Annotated in this window: 15 protein-coding genes; 11 read left to right on the top strand and 4 right to left on the bottom strand. The window is 45.2% G+C overall.

Features of this window, described 5'->3' with window-relative positions; all coding sequences use genetic code 11:
- The first annotated feature begins 69 nt into the window (after positions 1–69).
- The 11 genes from BUC20_RS24405 (at position 70) to BUC20_RS24360 (ending at position 13,250) form a co-directional block, all read left to right on the top strand.
- Positions 70–399 (top strand): ArsR/SmtB family transcription factor, encoded by a 330-nt coding sequence (locus BUC20_RS24405; RefSeq protein ID WP_073234276.1) that lies wholly within the window; start codon positions 70–72, stop codon positions 397–399.
- Positions 400–436: 37 nt separating this feature from the next.
- Positions 437–1,006 (top strand): DUF6428 family protein, encoded by a 570-nt coding sequence (locus BUC20_RS24400; RefSeq protein WP_073234273.1) that lies wholly within the window; start codon positions 437–439, stop codon positions 1,004–1,006.
- Positions 1,007–1,021: 15 nt separating this feature from the next.
- Positions 1,022–1,438, top strand: coding sequence for an arsenate reductase ArsC (locus BUC20_RS24395; RefSeq protein ID WP_073234270.1), 417 nt, complete (start codon positions 1,022–1,024; stop codon positions 1,436–1,438).
- A gap of 4 nt (positions 1,439–1,442) precedes the next feature.
- Positions 1,443–2,540 (top strand): ACR3 family arsenite efflux transporter, encoded by a 1,098-nt coding sequence (gene arsB, locus BUC20_RS24390; RefSeq protein ID WP_073234268.1) that lies wholly within the window; start codon positions 1,443–1,445, stop codon positions 2,538–2,540.
- Between the two features lie 61 nt (positions 2,541–2,601).
- Positions 2,602–2,922, top strand: a complete 321-nt coding sequence (locus BUC20_RS33775; RefSeq protein ID WP_143166904.1) for a DUF6660 family protein — start codon at positions 2,602–2,604, stop codon at positions 2,920–2,922.
- An 88-nt stretch (positions 2,923–3,010) separates the two neighbouring features.
- Positions 3,011–7,387: a CusA/CzcA family heavy metal efflux RND transporter gene (locus BUC20_RS24385; RefSeq protein ID WP_073234265.1), complete on the top strand. Its 4,377-nt coding sequence runs from the start codon at positions 3,011–3,013 to the stop codon at positions 7,385–7,387.
- Positions 7,388–7,391: 4 nt separating this feature from the next.
- The gene (locus BUC20_RS24380) at positions 7,392–8,660 is read left to right on the top strand and encodes an efflux RND transporter periplasmic adaptor subunit (RefSeq protein ID WP_073234262.1); all 1,269 of its coding nucleotides are present in this window, start codon (positions 7,392–7,394) and stop codon (positions 8,658–8,660) included.
- A gap of 19 nt (positions 8,661–8,679) precedes the next feature.
- The gene (locus BUC20_RS24375; protein ID WP_073234259.1) at positions 8,680–9,069 is read left to right on the top strand and encodes a VOC family protein; all 390 of its coding nucleotides are present in this window, start codon (positions 8,680–8,682) and stop codon (positions 9,067–9,069) included.
- Between the two features lie 25 nt (positions 9,070–9,094).
- On the top strand, positions 9,095–9,514 hold the full coding sequence (locus BUC20_RS24370) for a Fur family transcriptional regulator (protein WP_073234256.1): 420 nt from the start codon (positions 9,095–9,097) through the stop codon (positions 9,512–9,514).
- Positions 9,515–9,582: 68 nt separating this feature from the next.
- Positions 9,583–11,628 (top strand): heavy metal translocating P-type ATPase, encoded by a 2,046-nt coding sequence (locus tag BUC20_RS24365; protein WP_073234254.1) that lies wholly within the window; start codon positions 9,583–9,585, stop codon positions 11,626–11,628.
- A gap of 95 nt (positions 11,629–11,723) precedes the next feature.
- Positions 11,724–13,250 (top strand): hypothetical protein, encoded by a 1,527-nt coding sequence (locus tag BUC20_RS24360; protein WP_073234251.1) that lies wholly within the window; start codon positions 11,724–11,726, stop codon positions 13,248–13,250.
- A gap of 352 nt (positions 13,251–13,602) precedes the next feature.
- Here BUC20_RS24360 and BUC20_RS24355 read toward each other — a convergent pair whose 3' ends face one another.
- From BUC20_RS24355 to BUC20_RS24340, 4 genes are all read right to left on the bottom strand, one after another.
- On the bottom strand, positions 13,603–15,027 hold the full coding sequence (locus BUC20_RS24355; protein ID WP_073234249.1) for a GDSL-type esterase/lipase family protein: 1,425 nt from the start codon (positions 15,025–15,027) through the stop codon (positions 13,603–13,605).
- A gap of 33 nt (positions 15,028–15,060) precedes the next feature.
- Positions 15,061–16,596: a DUF4955 domain-containing protein gene (locus tag BUC20_RS24350; protein ID WP_073234247.1), complete on the bottom strand. Its 1,536-nt coding sequence runs from the start codon at positions 16,594–16,596 to the stop codon at positions 15,061–15,063.
- Positions 16,597–16,691: 95 nt separating this feature from the next.
- A complete protein-coding gene (locus BUC20_RS24345; protein ID WP_073234244.1) occupies positions 16,692–18,020 on the bottom strand; it encodes a polysaccharide lyase 6 family protein in 1,329 nt (442 codons plus the stop codon).
- A gap of 100 nt (positions 18,021–18,120) precedes the next feature.
- Positions 18,121–19,557, bottom strand: a complete 1,437-nt coding sequence (locus tag BUC20_RS24340) for an alpha-L-fucosidase (protein WP_143166903.1) — start codon at positions 19,555–19,557, stop codon at positions 18,121–18,123.
- Between the last annotated feature and the right edge of the window lie 61 nt (positions 19,558–19,618).

The following is a 19,618-nucleotide window of genomic DNA, read 5'->3' as shown; positions in this document are numbered from 1 at the left end:
ATAAAACCTAAAAATGACTTTGATATATATTTATTAATCGTATTATTGCAATGTATTAATCAAAACAAAATGGGACTTACCAAATCAGAGATCTTTACCGACGAACAAAACCAGTTGTCACAGCTTCTGAAAGCCATGGCACATCCTGCCAGGATCGCCATTTTACAAAGAATCCTCATCTCCAATACCTGTATCTGCGGAGATCTGGTAGAAGAGCTTGGCCTGGCACAGGCCACCATATCCCAACATTTAAAAGAACTCAAAACAGCAGGAATCATCCAGGGAACAATAGAAGGCGTAAGCGTATGCTACTGCATCAACCCTGTTACCTGGAAAATGATGGAACATCAACTGGGTGCCTTTTTCTCTTCTTATAAAGGCGAAGTGAAATGCTGCTAAAAAAAATTGTCTATATCAATCGTAAAATTGCAATATTATGAACACAACCACATTAATGAACTGGCAAAGCTTTAAAACAAAGCTTCAGGAACATCCGGAACTGACCCTGCAATTTCAATATGCAGCAGATAAATGGGTAGATGCTTCCTATCACATCACAGAAATTAAACAGGCACCTATCGTATCTGTAGATTGCGGTGGCGTCATGAACTCCTGGACAGAAATCATCGTTCAGCTTTGGGAACCTGCTCAGAAAGACAGTGAAAGAGCCATGCAGGTGAATAAAGCACTTTCTATTGTGCAACTTGTAGAGAAATCACTTCCACTGAACCCATTGGGCATTGTAAAGATTGAATTCGGAAACTCTCAGTTTGACACCAGACAAATGTATCCTGGAACCTTAAACATTGAAGGAGAAAACCTGATCGTCAACCTGATCCCTGATGAAACACAATGCAAAGCCATTAACCGTGGAGGCAGCTGTGGCACTACAGAGAGCGGAGAAGAATGCTGTACCCCTGCAGCGGAAACTGCAAAACCTAAAATTCAACTGATTAACCTTGCTTCAGACGGGCCGGTATGCAGCCCTGATTCCGGATGTTGCTAATTTATTAAAGATGATATGAAAAAAGTATTGGTATTGTGTACCGGAAACAGTTGCCGCAGTCAGCTGGCAGAAGGTTATTTAAGACATTTTGCAGGCAATAAAGCGCTGATTTATAGTGCAGGCATAGAAACCCATGGCGTAAACCCAAGGGCCATAGAAACGATGAAAGCGGATGGAATCGACATTTCCGGCCATACCTCTAACAATGTGGAGGAATACATGGACATCAATTTCGATTTTGTGATCACCGTATGTGACAACGCAAAAGAAAGCTGTCCCTACTTCCCTACCCAGGCTGTTAAATTCCATTATAACTTTCCTGATCCCGCTAAAGCAAAGGGAACAGAAGAAGAGATCAGGACACAATTTGCAGAGGTCCGGGACCTCATTAAAAGCTATACTCAGAATTTTGTAAACGAAAACCTCCATTAACCACATGTCTGCAAACCACTGTTTCCCGGCAAGCGAAAGAAAGAAACTTAGTTTTTTAGACCGCTACCTTACTTTATGGATCTTCCTGGCCATGGCCATTGGAGTGAGCCTGGGTTATCTCATCCCCTCCTCTTCCCAAATGATCAATTCCTTTTCCAGCGGAACAACCAATATTCCGCTCGCTATCGGTTTGATCCTGATGATGTATCCTCCCCTGGCAAAGGTAAAGTATGAAAATATGGGAAAAGTGTTTAAAGACACTAAAGTCCTGAGTACTTCGCTGGTATTGAACTGGATCATTGGCCCTGTCTTGATGTTCGTTCTGGCCATCACCTTCCTGAGAGATTATCCTGAATATATGACCGGATTGATCCTCATCGGACTGGCCAGATGCATTGCCATGGTGGTGGTTTGGAATGAACTGGCAGAAGGAGACCGGGAATATGCTGCAGGGCTGATTGCACTGAACAGCATTTTCCAGGTCTTATTATATAGTGTATATGCTTATGTATTTATTACGGTCCTCCCTCCTCTGTTTGGGTTAAAAGGACTGGAAGTAAACATTACCATCGGTCAAATCGCAGAAAGTGTAGCCATTTATCTGGGGATTCCATTTGCCTTAGGCATCATCAGCAGATACGCCCTTATCCGCTTAAAAGGAGAAAAGTGGTTTCAGGAGAAATTCATCCCTTTCATCTCCCCAATTACGCTGATCGCCTTATTGTTTACCATTGTCATCATGTTTAGCCTTAAAGGAGCGCTTATTGTTCAGATTCCTATGGATGTAGCTCGCATTGCCATTCCATTAACCATTTATTTTGTGCTGATGTTTGTCTGCAGCTTCTTTGCGGGAAAGTACTTTGGCGCAGATTATTCCAAAAGCGCATCCATTGCATTTACCGCCACGGGAAACAACTTTGAACTTGCCATAGCAGTAGCAATCGGGGTGTTTGGCATCAACTCCGGACAAGCCTTTGCTGGTGTCATCGGCCCGTTGGTAGAAGTCCCGGCCCTGATTGCACTTGTCAACGTCGCATTCTGGTTTAGAAAGAAGTACTATCCCGGATCAACAAAAAAGCCTTTAAACGAGATAAATTCTTAATTTCCAATAAAAAAACCACGAAAGATAACTTCAGTTTTAAAAAATTATATAAGTTTGCGGGGTGAGATACTTAGCTTTCATATTTACGTTCTGCGTTCTGGCCCTATCTGTATGGCCATGCTGTGACGACGAAGCTACCCTCCGTACTCCGGAAACTCAATACTGTCAGACAGAAGATGTTCCATGTGATTCGGAAGAAAGTCCACATACCTGTTCCCCATTTTTTCATTGCAGCAGCTGTCAGGCTTTCGCTTTGACCAGCCCTGCTTATCTTGTGCAATCCACCAGCCTCTTTCAAAAAGAAAGCAGCTACCCTGAATTGCCCATTTCTCCTGTGATTGTTTTTGCCGGTGACATCTGGCAGCCGCCTCAGCTGGTATAAATCCATTTTCTTTTTACCGATTTATTTACCATCTGCTCATGGCCGGAACTTCCTGCCATTTAACAGGCTATAAAAACAGACAGACCGTATGTTTGACAAGATTATCCATTTTTCTATCAAGAATAAACTGGCAATTGGTTTAATGACCCTTGCCCTGATCCTCTGGGGGATTTATTCCTTAACAAAGCTCCCTATTGATGCTGTCCCCGACATCACCAATAACCAGGTACAGATCATCACCCAGGCCCCAAGTTTAGGTGCCCAGGAAGTAGAGCAGTTCATTACTGCTCCAATAGAACTGGCCATGGCCAATATCCCTGAAGTGATCGAAAAACGATCCATCTCCAGGTCAGGAATTTCGGTGATTACCATCGTCTTTGAAGACGAAACTGACATTTACTGGGCCCGGCAACAGGTAGGTGCGCAATTAAAAGAAGCGGAAGGAAACATCCCTAAAGGACTGGCTTCGCCCACCCTCGCCCCCATTACCACCGGACTGGGAGAGATTTACCAGTACGTACTCCATACCAAAAAAGGTTATGAAGAAAAATATTCCGCCACAGACCTCAGGACCCTGCAGGACTGGGTAGTACGGACACAACTGGCAGGAACAAAAGGCGTTGCCGAAGTGAGCGGATGGGGAGGATATGTCAAACAATACGAAATTGCCCTGGACAACGACAAGCTGAACTCCCTCAACATCACCATTGCCGATATTTACAAGGCACTGGAAAACAACAATGAAAATACCGGAGGCTCTTATATCGAACAACAGAGTAATTCTTATACCATCCGGGGTGTAGGGCAGGTAAAAAGCCTGGCCGACATTGAAAAAATCGTCGTTAAAAATATGGGCGGTGTACCCATTCTGATCCGGGATGTCGCTACTGTTCAGTTTGGAACAGCTACCCGTTATGGTGCAGTAACCCGGGATGGCGAAGGTGAAGTCGTTGCAGGGATTACCCTGATGTTAAAAGGAGAGAACTTCAATGAAGTCATCAAACATGTGAAAGAAAGAATCGTTCAGATTCAGAAATCACTTCCTGAAGGGGTGGTCATCGAGCCTTTTATCGACCGGACCGAACTGGTAGGCCGCTCCATCAGTACCGTTCAGAAAAACCTGATCGAAGGTGCACTGATCGTTATTTTTGTGCTGTTGCTATTGCTGGGAAACTGGAGAGCGGGCCTGGTAGTTGCTTCTGTGATCCCCCTATCCATGCTTTTCGCCTTTGCCATGATGCGGTTGTTCGGAGTTTCCGGAAACCTGATGAGCCTTGGGGCAATAGATTTCGGACTGATCGTAGATGGTGCGGTCATCATTGTAGAAGCCATTATCTTCAGGCTAAGCGCCAGAAATTCGGCTGAGAACGCCACTCCTTTAACCCAGACTCAGATGGATGAAGAAGTATATACAGCTTCCTCAAAAATCAGAAACAGCGCCGCCTTCGGGGAAATCATCATTCTGATCGTTTACCTTCCATTGTTATCCCTGGTAGGTATTGAAGGGAAAATGTTTAAACCCATGGCTCAAACCGTTGTATTTGCCATTGTAGGAGCCTTTATCTTGTCCATGACTTACGTTCCGATGATGACGGCCTTATTCCTGAGCAAAAACACCACCCACAAACGCAACATCTCAGATAAGATCATGGATGCTTTGCGCAGGGTGTATCAGCCAGCCTTGATTCAAGTGCTGAAATTCAAGAAATTAACCGTAGCATTTGCCATCGTACTCTTTGCCTTCACCCTTTTTGTGTTTAACCGCATGGGTGGAGAATTCCTGCCTCAGCTGGAAGAGGGTGATCTTGCCGTAGAAATCTCTATGTCACAGGGAACCTCTCTGACCCAGGTGGTAGAAACCTTTGGCAAGGCCGAAAAAATCTTAAAAGCACAGTTTCCGGAAGTAAAACAAGTCGTTACCCGAATCGGAAGCGCAGAGATCCCTACCGATCCCATGCCTGTAGAGCGCGGGGACATGATGGTGGCCATGAAACCTAAAGAAGAATGGAAAAGCGCTTCCTCAAAAGCCGAAATGTCGGAAAAGATGGAAAAGGCTTTGTCTATCCTGCCAGGGGTCAATATCGAAATCACCCAGCCAATGCAAATGCGTTTCAATGAGCTGATGACGGGTGTCCGTCAGGATGTAGCCATAAAAATTTATGGGGAAGACCTGGATGTCCTCACCCAGCAGGCCAATAAAATAGCAAAGTTAATCACCCCTGTATCCGGTGTAAATGAGCCTTTTGTAGAACAGGTGACCGGATTACCGCAGATTGTAGTAGAATACGACCGTGATAAAATTGCACAATACGGACTGAGCATTTCTGAAGTCAACACCCTGCTCCGGACCGCCTTTGCAGGAAATACCGCAGGAGTCATCTTTGAAGGCGAAAAACGCTTTGAAATGGTGGTACGCCTGGAAAGAGACCTGAGGGAAAACATCTCCAGCATCGAAAACCTGTATCTTCCACTCCCTTCAGGCAATAAAGTACCCCTCAATCAGGTGGCCAGTGTATTGTTAAAAAATGCACCTGCACAAATTTCCAGGGAAGATGGAAAACGAAGGATCTATGTAGGTTTTAACGTGAAAGGACGTGATGTGGAACGGACCGTATCGGAAATCCAGCAAATCCTCAACGCCAAATTAAAACTGCCTTCAGGATATTACCTGACTTATGGTGGCCAGTTTGAAAACCTGACCAAAGCCAAAGACAGGCTTTCCATTGCCGTTCCGATTGCCCTGCTCCTGATCATGGGTTTATTGTATGCGACCTTCAAATCGTTCGCTCAAACGATCCTCATTTTTACTGCGGTTCCGCTTTCTGCGATTGGTGGCGTATTCGCTTTGCTACTCAGAGACATGCCTTTCAGTATTTCTGCAGGAGTTGGTTTTATTGCCCTCTTTGGGGTGGCGGTACTCAACGGAATTGTGCTGATCGGCTATTTCAATCAATTAAAAGAAGAAGGAATGACAGATATTTATCAACGCGTAATCGAAGGGACTAAAGTAAGGTTACGCCCCGTGATCATGACCGCAGCAGTAGCTTCTCTGGGCTTTTTACCAATGGCCTTATCCGGAAGCGCAGGTGCAGAAGTACAGAAACCTCTGGCCACAGTCGTGATCGGAGGCCTCCTTTCGGCCACCCTGCTCACCTTGTTCGTGCTGCCTTGTCTGTACCTTATGTTTGCCGATAAAAAGATCAAAGCCGGAAAAACCGCTAAAGCACTAAGCCTTGCCCTGATCTTTAGTTTCATTGGAATCGGAGGCAGCCAGCAGGCTCATGCACAAAACAGCAACAGCCCTCTTAGTCTGGACAGCGTCCTTTCTATGGCCCTGAGAAACAACCTGAAACTGAAATCTGCCAGTCTGGGAACCACACATGCACAGGCTCTGCAAAAAACAGGTTTTGATCCCGGAAAGACAGAATTCTCCCTTTCTCAGGATCCAACCAGCGGAGGTGGAAATGACAATGCAATTAATGTGACCCAGACTTTTGCCTGGCCGGGACTCTATAAAAACCAGCAGAAAGTTTTGAACCTGCAGACTTCGGCCTCCGAGCAGTCGGTCCGCTATACCCGTGCAGAAATCATCAGAGATACCAAACTTGCGTATTACCATTACCTCTTCTTTCAGGAAAGCCTGAAAGTCCTTGATTTTCAGGACAGCGTATACCGGAATTTCATCAAAAAAGCAGAGGTCCGGTATAAATCCGGAGAAACCTCCAACCTGGAACTCATGACCGCAAGGAACAAATATCAGGAAGTGCAAAGCTTAAAAAATGCAGCCAAAGCAGGTTTAAAGGTTCAGGAGCTACAGCTTCAGCAGTTGATGAACACAAGAACCCCTATCCTTCTGGAAGAAAAAAAACTACCCGTTCTTTCTCCCGGATCGGAACAGACATTAGGCAACAGCAGCAATCCACTACTGAGTGTTCATCAGCAACAGATTGCCCTTGCCAAGGCAAAAATCGGTCTTCAAAAAGCGAAAGCATTGCCTGATTTCACCCTTGGTTACAGTCAGCAGCTCGTGATCCGGTCTTTTGATCCTGCAAACCTGAACCGCGATTACACCCCGGGCACCAGAATTGCCGGTTTGCAGTTTGGTGTTGCCGTCCCCTTATTCAATGGAGCAGGACGCGCAAAAGTAAAAAGCGAAAAGATCGCTGCGCAAATTGCAGAGACGGACTACCAGAATGCACAGCAACAATTTGAAATCCAGTACAAACAGGCCTTTCAGGAATACCTGAAGAACAAACAGACCGTAGACTACTACACTTCGGAAGGTCTGAAACAGGCCTCAGAACAACTGCGCATTGCCCAGGTATCTTTTGATCTTGGAGAAATCGGCTACATGGAATATGTACAGAACATTTCCCTCGCTGTTCAAAGCAGGATTACCTACCTGGAAACCCTCAATCAATTAAACCAGACTACCATTCAATTAGCATTTATCAAAGGAGAATAATCAGATGAACTTATATAAAAAACAATTCCAGCTTGCCCTAATGATCGCCATTTCCATGAGCATCAGCATGACTTCCTGCGGCGGAAGCAATGAAAAATCGGCAAAGGAAACTGCAGAAGCAGGTAAAGAGGCAGGACACAAAGAAGGAGATGAAGCAGGTCATGAAGAAGGCGGACATGGAGAAGAAGGACACAGCGATGAGATCGAATTAACGGAACAGCAAATGAAAGCTGTAGACATTCAGATCGGCAAAATTGAAGAGAAAAACCTCACCGCAGTAGTAAAAGCAAGTGGACAATTGGCTGTGCCTCCTCAAAATGAAGCAAAAGTAAACCTGCTTTCCGGTGGAATTATCCGCAGGATCAGTGTGTTGGAAGGACAAAAAGTACATAAAGGACAGGTATTGGCCATTATGGAGAATCAGGACATGATCCGTTTGCAACAGGATTACCTTTCTTCAAAGAATGGCTTCAGTTTTGTCGATGCAGAATATAAACGTCAGCAGCAACTAAAGGCGGCAGATGCCGGAACAGGGAAATCCCATCAGCTGGCCGAAGCAAATTACCGTTCAGAATTATCCAAGATCAAGGCATTGGAACGCCAGTTACAACAATTGGGGATCTCTCCTGCCAGGGTTGCTTCCGGTAAAATCATCTCGGAAATTCCGGTCATTGCACCGATTGCAGGTACAATTGGAACCATCTCAGTGACCACCGGATCTTTCATCCAGCCCGGGACTTCCCTGATGGATATCGTAGACAATTCGAAAATCCATGCCGACCTGCTGGTCTATGAAAAAGACCTCTTTAAAGTAAAAATCGGTCAGAAAGTAAGTTTCAGACTCACCAACCAGGAAAATCAGCAGATTGAAGGAGTATTAAACGGGATCAACAAATCTTTCGAAGATGACACCAAAGGGGTTATCGTTCATGCGGTCATCACCAGACCATTGAGCAACCTGATTCCCGGCATGTATGTAACCGGACTGATCAGTGTAGGAACCGCACTTTCTCCTGCAGTACCCATTGATGCGGTGGTAAAAGCAGAAGGCAAGGAATACATTTTTATTGTGGAAGAGGAAGCAAAAGGAGGAGAAAAAGAAGCAGGGCATGGGACACATTTCAAAAAAATTGAAGTCGTGACCGGGGTTTCAGAACTGGGTTATATCAACATCAACCCATTGGAAAAACTACCGCCAAACACACGATTGGTAACCAAAGGGGCATTTTACCTGCAGTCAAAATCTTCGGGTCCTTCGGAACACTCCCATTAAATCCCTAATTTTGCAAAGGATGAAACAACAGATTGGGTATATGGCACTGGTAGTTGCCGATTATGATGAAGCCATTGCCTTCTACACGCAGAAGCTGCATTTTACTTTATTGGAAGATACTGTTCAAAGCCCCACAAAACGCTGGGTGAGGATTGCCCCTCCCGGATCTCCGGAATCGGGTCTTTTACTGGCAAAGGCTGCAAATGAGGAACAGAAAAGCCGGATTGGAAACCAAACCGGCGGCCGTGTATTTCTGTTCCTTTACACAGATGATTTCTGGAGGGATTATCAGGACATGACCGATAAAGGAATCCATTTCATCAGACCACCGAAAGAAGAATATTACGGAACTGTGGCCGTTTTTGAAGATCTTTATGGTAACTTATGGGACCTCATACAATCCAAATAGCAGTTCATACAATCGAAACAGAAGGATGACAAAGGACATAGAACACCGGCTTAAAAACAAGGACATCAATCTCACGGCCATGCGCTTACTGGTACTGGATTTTTTGACTAAACAGGTTGCAGCAATCAGTTTGAACGACCTGGAGAAAGGAATGGGGCCCTCAGACCGCATCACCCTCTACCGAACCTTAAAAACTTTTGAGGAAAAAGGCCTTGTACACAGCATTGAAGATGGCACAGGCGCTACAAAATATGCTTTATGTGAGGACAACTGCGATGGAGACCATCACCATGACCTTCATGTTCATTTCTATTGCAACACTTGTAAAGAGACTTTTTGTCTGCCCAACACCAAAATCCCGGAGATCTCCCTGCCCAAAAGATTCCAGTCGGAGGAAATGAACCTGATCATTAAAGGGATTTGTGATCAGTGTCATCCGGACTAACATTGCAATAGCATTGCATCGTCATAGCAAGTACATTTGTAGTATCAAAATCTATGACGATGCTAAAAATGAAGAAACCCAAAGACTGCTGCTCCACTGAAGAAAACAGCAAACCGGCTACTCACTTACATAATGGTCAGGCACATGACCATAAAAACCATAACCATGCCGGCCATGATCATAAAGGTCATGAGGGCCATGACCATTCCCATGAAGAACATGATGACGATGACGGGCACAACCATGGCTCCGGTGAAACTACCAGCTGGACAGACCACTGGCCACTGTTAACCTCCCTTGCCATTGTTCTGGTGATGCTGACCCTGGAATATGGCTTTGACATCACTTTCAATAATGCCATTCAACTCGCCATATTTATCCCGGCTTATTTACTTGCCGGATATAACGTATTGGAACTGGCTTTCAGAAAAGCGCTGAGACTGGATTTCTTTAATGAATTTTTCCTGATGAGTGTAGCCACCCTTGGCGCCTTCGCCATCGGTTCCTATAGTGAAGGTGTGGCCGTAATGGTCTTTTATTCTATCGGGGAATGGTTCCAGGATGCCGCTGTAAACAGGGCAAAAAGAAGCATTAAAGCCTTACTGGACATCAGACCGGAAAGTGTCGATGTGATCCGCGAAGGAAAAGTAAGTACAGTTGCGCCGGCAGAAGTACAGATTGGCGAGGTGATTCAGGTAAAACCAGGAGAAAAAGTAGCTTTAGACGGGGTGTTATACTCTGATAAAGCCACCTTCAATACCGCAGCATTAACCGGAGAGTCCAAACCGGATTCCAAAGCAAAGGGAGAACAGGTCCTTGCTGGAATGATCAACCTGAACCAGCTGGCCCAGGTAGAAGTAAAATCACTGTTTAAAGACAGTAAGCTGAGCAAAATTCTGGAAATGGTACAAGATGCTACCGCCAGAAAATCACAGACACAGTTGTTCATCTCCCGTTTCGCTAAGGTTTATACCCCCATCGTATTCCTCCTTGCAGTACTGGTAGTGGCCCTTCCCTATTTCATAGTGGCCAATTACAGTTTTCAGGAGTGGTTTTACCGTGGATTGGTCTTCCTGGTAATCAGCTGTCCATGTGCACTCGTGGTTTCTATTCCACTGGGTTATTTCGGAGGAATCGGACTTGCTTCCAGAAATGGAATCCTGTTTAAAGGTTCTAACTTTCTGGATGTGATGACTAAAATTGATACCGTAGTGATGGACAAAACCGGAACACTGACCAAAGGGGTGTTCCAGGTGCAAAAAGTAGTCACCACAGGTATTGCCGAAGAGGAGTTTATTCAACTGGTAGCAGCGATAGAAAGCAAATCTACCCACCCCATCGCTACAGCGATCGCTCAGTATGCTAAAACAGAACCGAACCACGATAGTATCGGCGAAGTAGAAGAAATCGCAGGACACGGCTTAAAAGGGCTGATCAGTGGCAAGGAAGTACTGGCTGGGAATGCCAAACTGCTTAAAAAATACAATATCCCTTATCCTGAGGAAGTAGATGCCATTGTAGATTCAGTGGTAGTGGTGGCCGTCAACCAGCAGTTTGCGGGATATGTGACCATTGCCGATGAGATCAAGGAAGATGCAAAACAAGCCATTGCAGACCTGCATGCGTTAAACATTAAAACCGTGATGCTCAGTGGCGATAAACAAAGTGTGGTGGCTAAAGTTGCGGCATTCCTGGGGATTGATTTCGCCTTTGGCGATCTCCTTCCGGAAAACAAAGTAGAAAAAGTAGAGAACCTCAAAAAAGAGGGAAGAGCAATCGCCTTTGTTGGAGATGGAGTGAACGATGCACCGGTAGTTGCTTTGGCGGATGCAGGAATTGCAATGGGTGGCCTTGGAAGTGATGCCACAATAGAAACAGCGGATATTGTGATCCAGAATGACCAGCCTTCAAAAATCGTTTCTGCCATTAAAATCGGAAAAGTGACCAGAAGTGTGGTCTGGCAAAACATCATCCTTGCCATGGGTGTAAAAGTGATCGTTCTGGTTCTGGGTGCAGGAGGCGTTGCTACCCTTTGGGAGGCTGTAATCGCCGATGTAGGAGTGGCTTTAGTAGCGATCCTCAACGCTGTACGCATTCAAAGAATGAAGATATAAATGCCAATCTGATGGAGTAATCTGCTCATATCAGTTACAAAAAATTCGGATATTATCGCGGTATTGCATCCACAACCGATAATATCCGAATTCTGATGAAATACAAATCCATTTTCTCCCTGCTGATCCTTTCGGTCAGTGCCCTTCTTTTTTCCTTTATCAACGACAATGGAGGCTGGACCTCCAGATTCCTTCAGATCAATAAAAACGGAAGCATCACCTATCATCCTGATGAAAAGGGCAATACCATTCCTGATTTTAGCGCGGTAGGTTACCACCATGGATTTAAAGAGATTCCTCAGCTGAAAGTAGTTAAAACCCTGCATCCTGTAAATGGAGATGCAGGAAAGATGATCCAGGATGCCATAGACGAAGTTTCTGCCCTGGCTCCCGATGCAAACGGACACAGAGGTGCTATTTTGCTGACCAAAGGAGATTATCCCATCGCAGGCACACTGAACATCGAAACCAGTGGCATTGTATTGAGAGGTGCAGGAAGCAATACAGGAGAAACCAGGCTGATCGCCACCGGAAAAGGCCTGCGCTCCCTTCTGAAAATACAAGGCAAAGGAAAAATCACGGAAATTCCAGGAACAAGGGTTCAGATCATGGATAAATATGTTCCTACAGGGGCAAAATCCTTCCAGCTGAGCAATACCAAAGGCCTGAAAGCCGGCGACAAGATCATTCTTTTCAGGCCGGGAACAGACAACTGGATCCATGACCTTCAGATGGATCAGATTGTGGCCAGAGAAGGCACCAAACAATGGACCGGGGCAGATTACAACCTCAGCTATGAACGGGAAGTGGTACGCGTCCAGGGGAAGGTTGTCTTTATAGACAACCCGGTTGTAATGGCTATGGATCAGCAATATGGAGGCGGTAGTATCTTTAAGTACGAATACAAAGGCAGGATTCAGGAAGTAGGCATAGAAAACATGCTGTTCGAATCTGAATACGCCAGCGATACCGACGAAGACCATGGCTGGATTGCTGCAGACTTCAACCATATTGAAAACGGATGGGTAAGCGGCGTGACTTCCCGTTTCTTTGGCTATGCCTGCGTGAGTCTGGATGGAGGCGCAAAAAACATCACCGTAAAGGATTCTAAATGTCTGGATGCCAAATCGATAATCACAGGCGGAAAAAGGTATTCGTTCAATAATAACGGCCAACAGAACCTTTTCATGAACCTGGAAACCACAGAAGGCAGGCACGACTACGTCACAGGCGCAAAAACCTGTGGACCAAATGTGTTTTATCAATGTAAATCCAGAAATACCCATGCAGATATCGGTCCCCACCACCGTTGGGCCAGCGGCACTTTATACGATAACATCGATACGGATGGAGAAATCAATGTTCAGGACAGAGGAAACTGGGGCAGCGGACATGGCTGGGCAGGAGTTACGCAAGTGCTATGGAACTGTAAAGTAAAGTCTGCTGCCATCCAAAACCCCTGGGCATCAGGGAAAAACTATGCGGTCGGCGTACAAGGGAAAAAGCTTGCAGGGCGACTAAACGGCAGACCGGATGGGGAATGGGAAGGACAAGATCAAAAAGGCTTACAACCCCCTTCTTTATTTCAGGCACAATTAAGAGCCCGCGAGCTGACAAAATAAAAACTGCGCTTTTCTTATTATAAACTTAAATTAAATAATTATCTTTAAATACCATCTTGATTTAACCCAAAAAACCGGATTCTTCCGGAGGAAAATGGAAATATTTTTTTTCCATGCAGCAACAACACAAGGAATATTCTTATTACCCAGGCCGTGTAAGGGCCGCATACGGGTCGATATGACGCCGTACTGAGTCCACCTTAAGTCCACAGTGAGTCCACGTCAAGTCCACGTTTTTGCGATAAAAGCTGGACTTGGTATGGACTTAACCAGAACCAGCCCTGGAGTCAGTACGAATTATACCCGAACCTGACCCGAAGGATGGTTAACTTAAACTTAAACAAATCTGATTTTATTGTCCCGTCGCTTTTAGGATAAAGTCGACAATGGGTTGAGGATTGGGAAGGCTATGAGGATGATGTTTTCCTTCCGGTTTATGAATGATTTGAATATCTCCGCCAGCCAGTTTGATCTTTTCGGCAAAGGGAAGGCTGTTTTCAGCCATCGGAACCACCTCATCTATATCTCCGCAAACATGAAGCATCGGATACTTCCCTTTTACAATCGCTTCAATTTTATCCATAGGGCTGCCTTTAAAGGCCATTGCATCCGCATCCGCCTGATAACCATAATCTTTCAGGAAAGTCGCCCAGCTTTCTTTATTTCCAGGCCCCTGTCCCTTTCCTCCGGGCCAGCTTTTAAGGTCCAGTACCGGATTATCGGCATACACACAGGCTACTTTTTCCGGATTGGCCGCAGCCCAGTTATAGACATACACGCCACCCCTGCTCATTCCCTCCAATACTGCCTTTTTAGCAAAGCCCATCTTTTGCAATGAAGCATAAAAAGCATCCCAGACCCGAATAGATTCGGCATTGCCAAATAGCTCTGCGACATCACAATATACCAAATAAAAACCTCTTTCCAACAGGGCAATATCCGTTTGCGGCTCATGCCCCCAAAACCTTGCCCTCCAGATCCATGGTGTTCCTTTAGCTACTTTTTTGGGTTGTACAATTCTGGCTTCATGTCCCTGAAATGAAAATTTAAGGGACTCATACCCATAAAAAGAATCCTTTTGAACCGGGCCTTTAATCTTGTCGGAAAGGGACTTTAAAGGCTTTATCTGTTGTTTGATAAAAGATTCCAGGCGAAGTGCAATGAAGTTATCTCCAACTGCGTTTGGATGGATTTTATCGGCCAGTAACGCTTCTTTATCAGCGAACAGGGAATACAGATCTAAGATCTCCAACGCTTCTTCATAGGCGATTTTTTGAATCAGCGGGATCATGCTGTTTTTAAGATAACTTCCGGAGATTCCATATTTCTCGTCCGAAAAAGCTTTGATTGGAAGCAACAAAACCACCCTGGGTTTACTGCTTAATCCTTTAAAGTTCCGGATCATTTCTTTGTAATCGGCTTCAAATCCCGGCATCTCTGCCCGGTTGATTTGCTTGCTGTCGTTGGTGCCAAGTTTGATAAAAACCAGGTCAGGAGCGGAGCGCATCACCTGCTGATATTCGGGGGTTTTCCAGTAAGGTTTATTTCCTTTTTTCAGCATCGTTGCCCCGCTCACCCCATAATTCAGAACCTCATATCCAGGCCCAAGTAATGCCTGTAAGCGGGCCGGGTAAGACTCCGTTAAGCGGTCCTTCAGTCCCGAGCCATAGGTGATGCTGTTTCCAACACAGGCGATCCTGAATTTTGATTGAGCATAAATCTGATTCCCAGAAAAAAGCAAAGCCCATATCAAGAAACACTTAAACCATATTTTCATTAGTATACATTTGTTTTTTTCTTCTGTTATACCCTACCTTGCTTTTACTATATCTGTTCCTTTTAGCCTCCATTGAAGCTGCGCATCGAACAAAGAACGGGGAAGAACTGCTGCTCCCTGCGACTCATTGATCCCTGCATTTTCAAAGGTAACCAATCTGTCGGAAGTAAAGCCTGCCATCATTGGTGAAGCAATCGTATAGTTCCTTCTTTTGCTCATATCCCAGAAATTATAATGCTGGTCTTTGGCTGATTTATGCTGAAAATTCCAGAGCACCAATTGCTTACCATGGTGCGGATGGCCGGGTTCCGGCCCACCAAGATTATAAAAAACCCCACCCTCAATATCATCATACAGGGTCGCATAAGGTTGTCCGGAGTGGATGTCAAAATTCTGATCTGTTCCCAAAGAACAGTGGGTGATGACTGTCCCGACAGCACTATAACCCGTTCCGGCACCATGATGTTGTGCCCCATTGAAGGAGCAATTCTTAATCAGCACCCCGTAGCCTGTCCGGGCATGTACAGAGGCATGGCCTTTCTTTCCTCTGAAATGAGTGTTTTCGATGGTCATTTGGTACCCGGAACGGATAAAAACACCTTCATTCAGGTCATGAAACTCACAATTCCTGATCCAGCTGTTCTTGAGGTACTCCATTCCAACGGCCTCATATGCATAATCATGAATTTCATTCTTGTGGTGAATGAACTCTTCAGGGTAATTTTTCCAGTTACTGGAGAAAAGAAGGTCCTCAATCCCACATTCGGAGATGGACACATAACGCTCCAGTGTCCAGCTTGCTGTCTTCACCATTTTAATATCCAGGTGCAGCGGGTTCTTAAAAGTCACCTTATTTCCATTGATTTTTTCGATGGTATGGATCTCGTAAATCTGCATTCCGCCATCAGTTCCGAACAACCTTGACCATTGCGGCTTCAGGTCCAGCGGAGCAAAATACAGCTTCGTAAATTCTTCACTTCTGTGGCGGATCACGACATCCTCTCCGGCCTTCAGCTGACTTGCATCTTTCAGCACAACCGAGAAAGTTTCCCTTCCTGCATCTTCCACAATTGTGGTTATTTTTTTCGCCTCTTCAGCGGCAGGTTTAAAGAGAAACTGACGGCCATGGATCCGCATGTTTGCCTGGTAAATTTCGGTCCCTCCCGCAGCACTTCCACTCCCTTTTAAAACGATTCCGCTTTTGGAAATCCGGACCTGTTTCTGAGCATCTCCATCGGGAGCGATCAGGTACTTTCCGGGGGAGAAAAAAACGATGCCTCCACCGGGATTTGCTTCTGCTGCATTGACCGTTTTCTGAATGGCTTCATCATCATATTTTTCATCATTTGGAATCCCTCCGTAGTCGTCTACTCTGAACACCTTTTTACCTTCCAGCGAAGGTAGATTTGTTTCAGACCAGCGGTAACCGGCATAAGAAAAATCCGGAAGGACAGGAGTCCTCCCCTCTTGTTTTGCCTTCACAAAATCAACCCAAAGGGGTGTTACTTTTTGTGCTTTCATGGGCAGGGCCATGAACAAAAACGGAAGGGCAAAAATTGCTTTATTCATGTGGTTTTATGTAGGATATCAGGTCAAACTAGTCATAACCTCTGGTAATACGCTATTTTATCAAAAACATAACAAACTAATTACCAAAGCAAATACTAATTTATAGTAAACTTTTTATTTATATCTAAAAACCAGCCTGGCCCAATCTGCTCTGATTCCCAGAAAGGTTTAAAATCAGCTTGTCCTGGTCTTAAAAAAAGGCCCGAACTGCCCTTTTTCAGTTGCTCATTTCTGAGCTCAAATCCCCTACCCTTCTCACCGGAAAAGGCAGTACTGAAGATCAGGTTGTCTTCAAAATTCACCACTACTTTTTCATCATACACCTTCAAAGGACTCACATTACTCAGGATGATATTCTTTGCAAAATAGGTGTTCAAAGCAGGCAGATACCGGTCCTTTCTATAGCCCGCTGCAATGGCAAAAGGCTCCTTACAATTGAGGATCAGGTTGTCTGTAATCCGGGCATTTTTCACCTGCCAGTGGCTCACCAAAATGGGGTTCGGCAAGCCTGCCATCACAGAGATTGCAGCACTGTTTCCGGTCCCCGTCAGGTCCTGAAAATAGTTATCCCGGACGTTGTGATCTTCCCCGATAATCCGGACACCTCCGGTGCCTGGTTTCCCATTCCCGATGAAGTAATTTCCTATGACTTCCGAGTGGTTTCCATGCCTCAAAGTGAGGGTCGCTTTGCACTCATAAAAGAGGTTATTGCGCACAATATTTCTTCCCGATTTTACAGAGACGGCTTCGATTTCCCCGTCACAATGTTCAAAGATATTCTCCTCTACCAGGGTGAAAGAATCATGAAAAGACCAGGTGCTCGTTCCGATTCGGATCGTCTCTCCGCCATTCCTTCCCAACTCCGGACGCGGCCCGAAATAGTTGTGGTCGATCTGGTGGTAATTCGGTTTTTCGGAAAGCCAGACCACCATGGTTACTCCCTGATGGTTTTTCCCTTTCAGCAGACAATGGTCTACCCGGTTATGGGTTCCTCTCAGAGAAACCCAGGTATAATCCACTTTATCATCACTGCTGTTGTAATCAATAACGGAGGTATTGGTAAGCCGGCAGGAGAAAGACTTTTCAGAGAAATTAACCACCTCTCCGGAGTCCAAACGTCCATTGGCAAAAGAAAGTCCGTCCACGACTAACCATGAACCATCTATATCCAATGTAGAGTTTCCGTTTAAGACGGTTTTCCCTGCATTTGCCGCCATCAAAACAATCGGGCGACCTTTCACACCATTGCCCTTAAATTTTAATTGCTGATCCTTCCATTCGCCTGCTTTCATCAGGACCCGGTCGCCGGGTTTTAAACTGAGGGCCGAAAGTTCTTTTGCAGAACTGACCGGGTAATCCTTGGCAAAGCCCGTTAAACCGCTGGCCAGTAACCATACCAGCCCTAAACACTTTATTTTTTTCATCAGAATATAATTGTTTTTTATCGGTTATGAAGCGATCATGATCCTGATATCAATCGTTATGTGATCGGTATGATCATGATCCTTTCATGATTGATCTGGTTTAATCTAATGCCCCTGTTTTCATTTCTCTCTTTGGCTGATTTCCATGCTGACTGGCGATCTCGCCTTCAAATTCGACCTTGATCACACTTGCTACCGCATCAGGTGCCTGAGCAGGTAAAGTCAGCAACAGATCAGCCCCTTTAGTATCGGCTTTAACCTTTACATTTCCTGCCAGGAGCTTCGCAGAAAGCACTTTGTTTTTAACCCCCGGAATAATCAGCTGCCCGTTTGAAGGCCAGTTGAACACCGAGAAATACAGGATAGTACCCTTTTTAGTTTCTTTTTTCGTACATCTTCCCCAATCCAAAGGCAACAGCGGACTGGCCTTGGTGCCATAGATCGATTCGCTGTTAACTTTCATCCATTTTCCGATGTCGCTTAATCTCTTTACACTCTCTTCAGGAAAGGTGCCATCCGGCTTAGGGCCAACATTCAACAGGTAATTTCCACCTTTGGAGGCAATATCAGACAGGTTGCGGATCAGGGTTTCACTCGATTTCCATTTGTGATCCGAAGTCCTGAATCCCCAGGTTCCGTTCATGGTCATACAGGTTTCCCAGTCCATTCCATCCAGTTCCGACTGATTTGGGATCTTCTGCTCCGGAGTTTTGGTATCACCAGGGAAGTTAGGTCTTTTCAGACGGTCATTGGTGATGATATAAGGTTGTGTTTTTAAGGCATTCTGAAGCTTTACAGCGGCATCGTCTGTCATATTTGTCGGGGTATCCCACCAAAGCACAGCGATATCGCCATAATTGGTCATCAGCTCTTTTACCTGAGGAACGGCAACTTCATCGATGTACTGATCAAAGGTTTTTGTTTGTTGTGCAGGGTCCCAATGGCCTTTATTGGCAAGTGTATAGGCGTCCACCTTTACAGAATCCGGATTTGCCCACCCCTCACTCATCACTTTTCGTGCTGCTGCACCACCCGGATTGTTCCAATCCTGTGCCTGTGAGTAATAAAACCCCAGCTTTAGCCCATATTTTTTACAGGCTACAGCCAGGGGTTTTAGCAAATCTTTGCCATAAGGGGTGGCATCAGTAATGTCCCATTTACTTGCTTTTGAGTTGAATAAAGCAAAGCCATCATGGTGTTTTGCTGTGATGACCAGGTATTTCATTCCTGCATCTTTTGCCATTTTTACCCAGGCATCAGCATCATATTTTGTAGGGTTAAAGCTTTTTGCCATTTCCTGATACTCCGCAACGGGAATTTTGGACCTGTTCATGATCCATTCGGCTCCGCCACGGCGTTGCTCTTCTCCCCGGTACACTCCGGCAAATTGTGCATAGACACCCCAATGGATGAACATGCCAAATTTTGCCTCACGCCACCAGGCCATGCGCTCATCTTTGGAAGGTTGCTGACCATAAGTCAATTGAGTAAAGAAAGAGAGTGCCAGAAGCAGGGATAGTGATATTTTACGCATCATGTGATTAATCATTTGGTTATACTTTTCTAATTTAATATCTATTTATGGAACGGCACTCTGC

It is taken from the genome of Pedobacter caeni (assembly GCF_900129215.1).
GTDB lineage: Bacteria > Bacteroidota > Bacteroidia > Sphingobacteriales > Sphingobacteriaceae > Pedobacter > Pedobacter caeni.
This window is presented reverse-complemented; position numbering and strand designations above follow the sequence as displayed.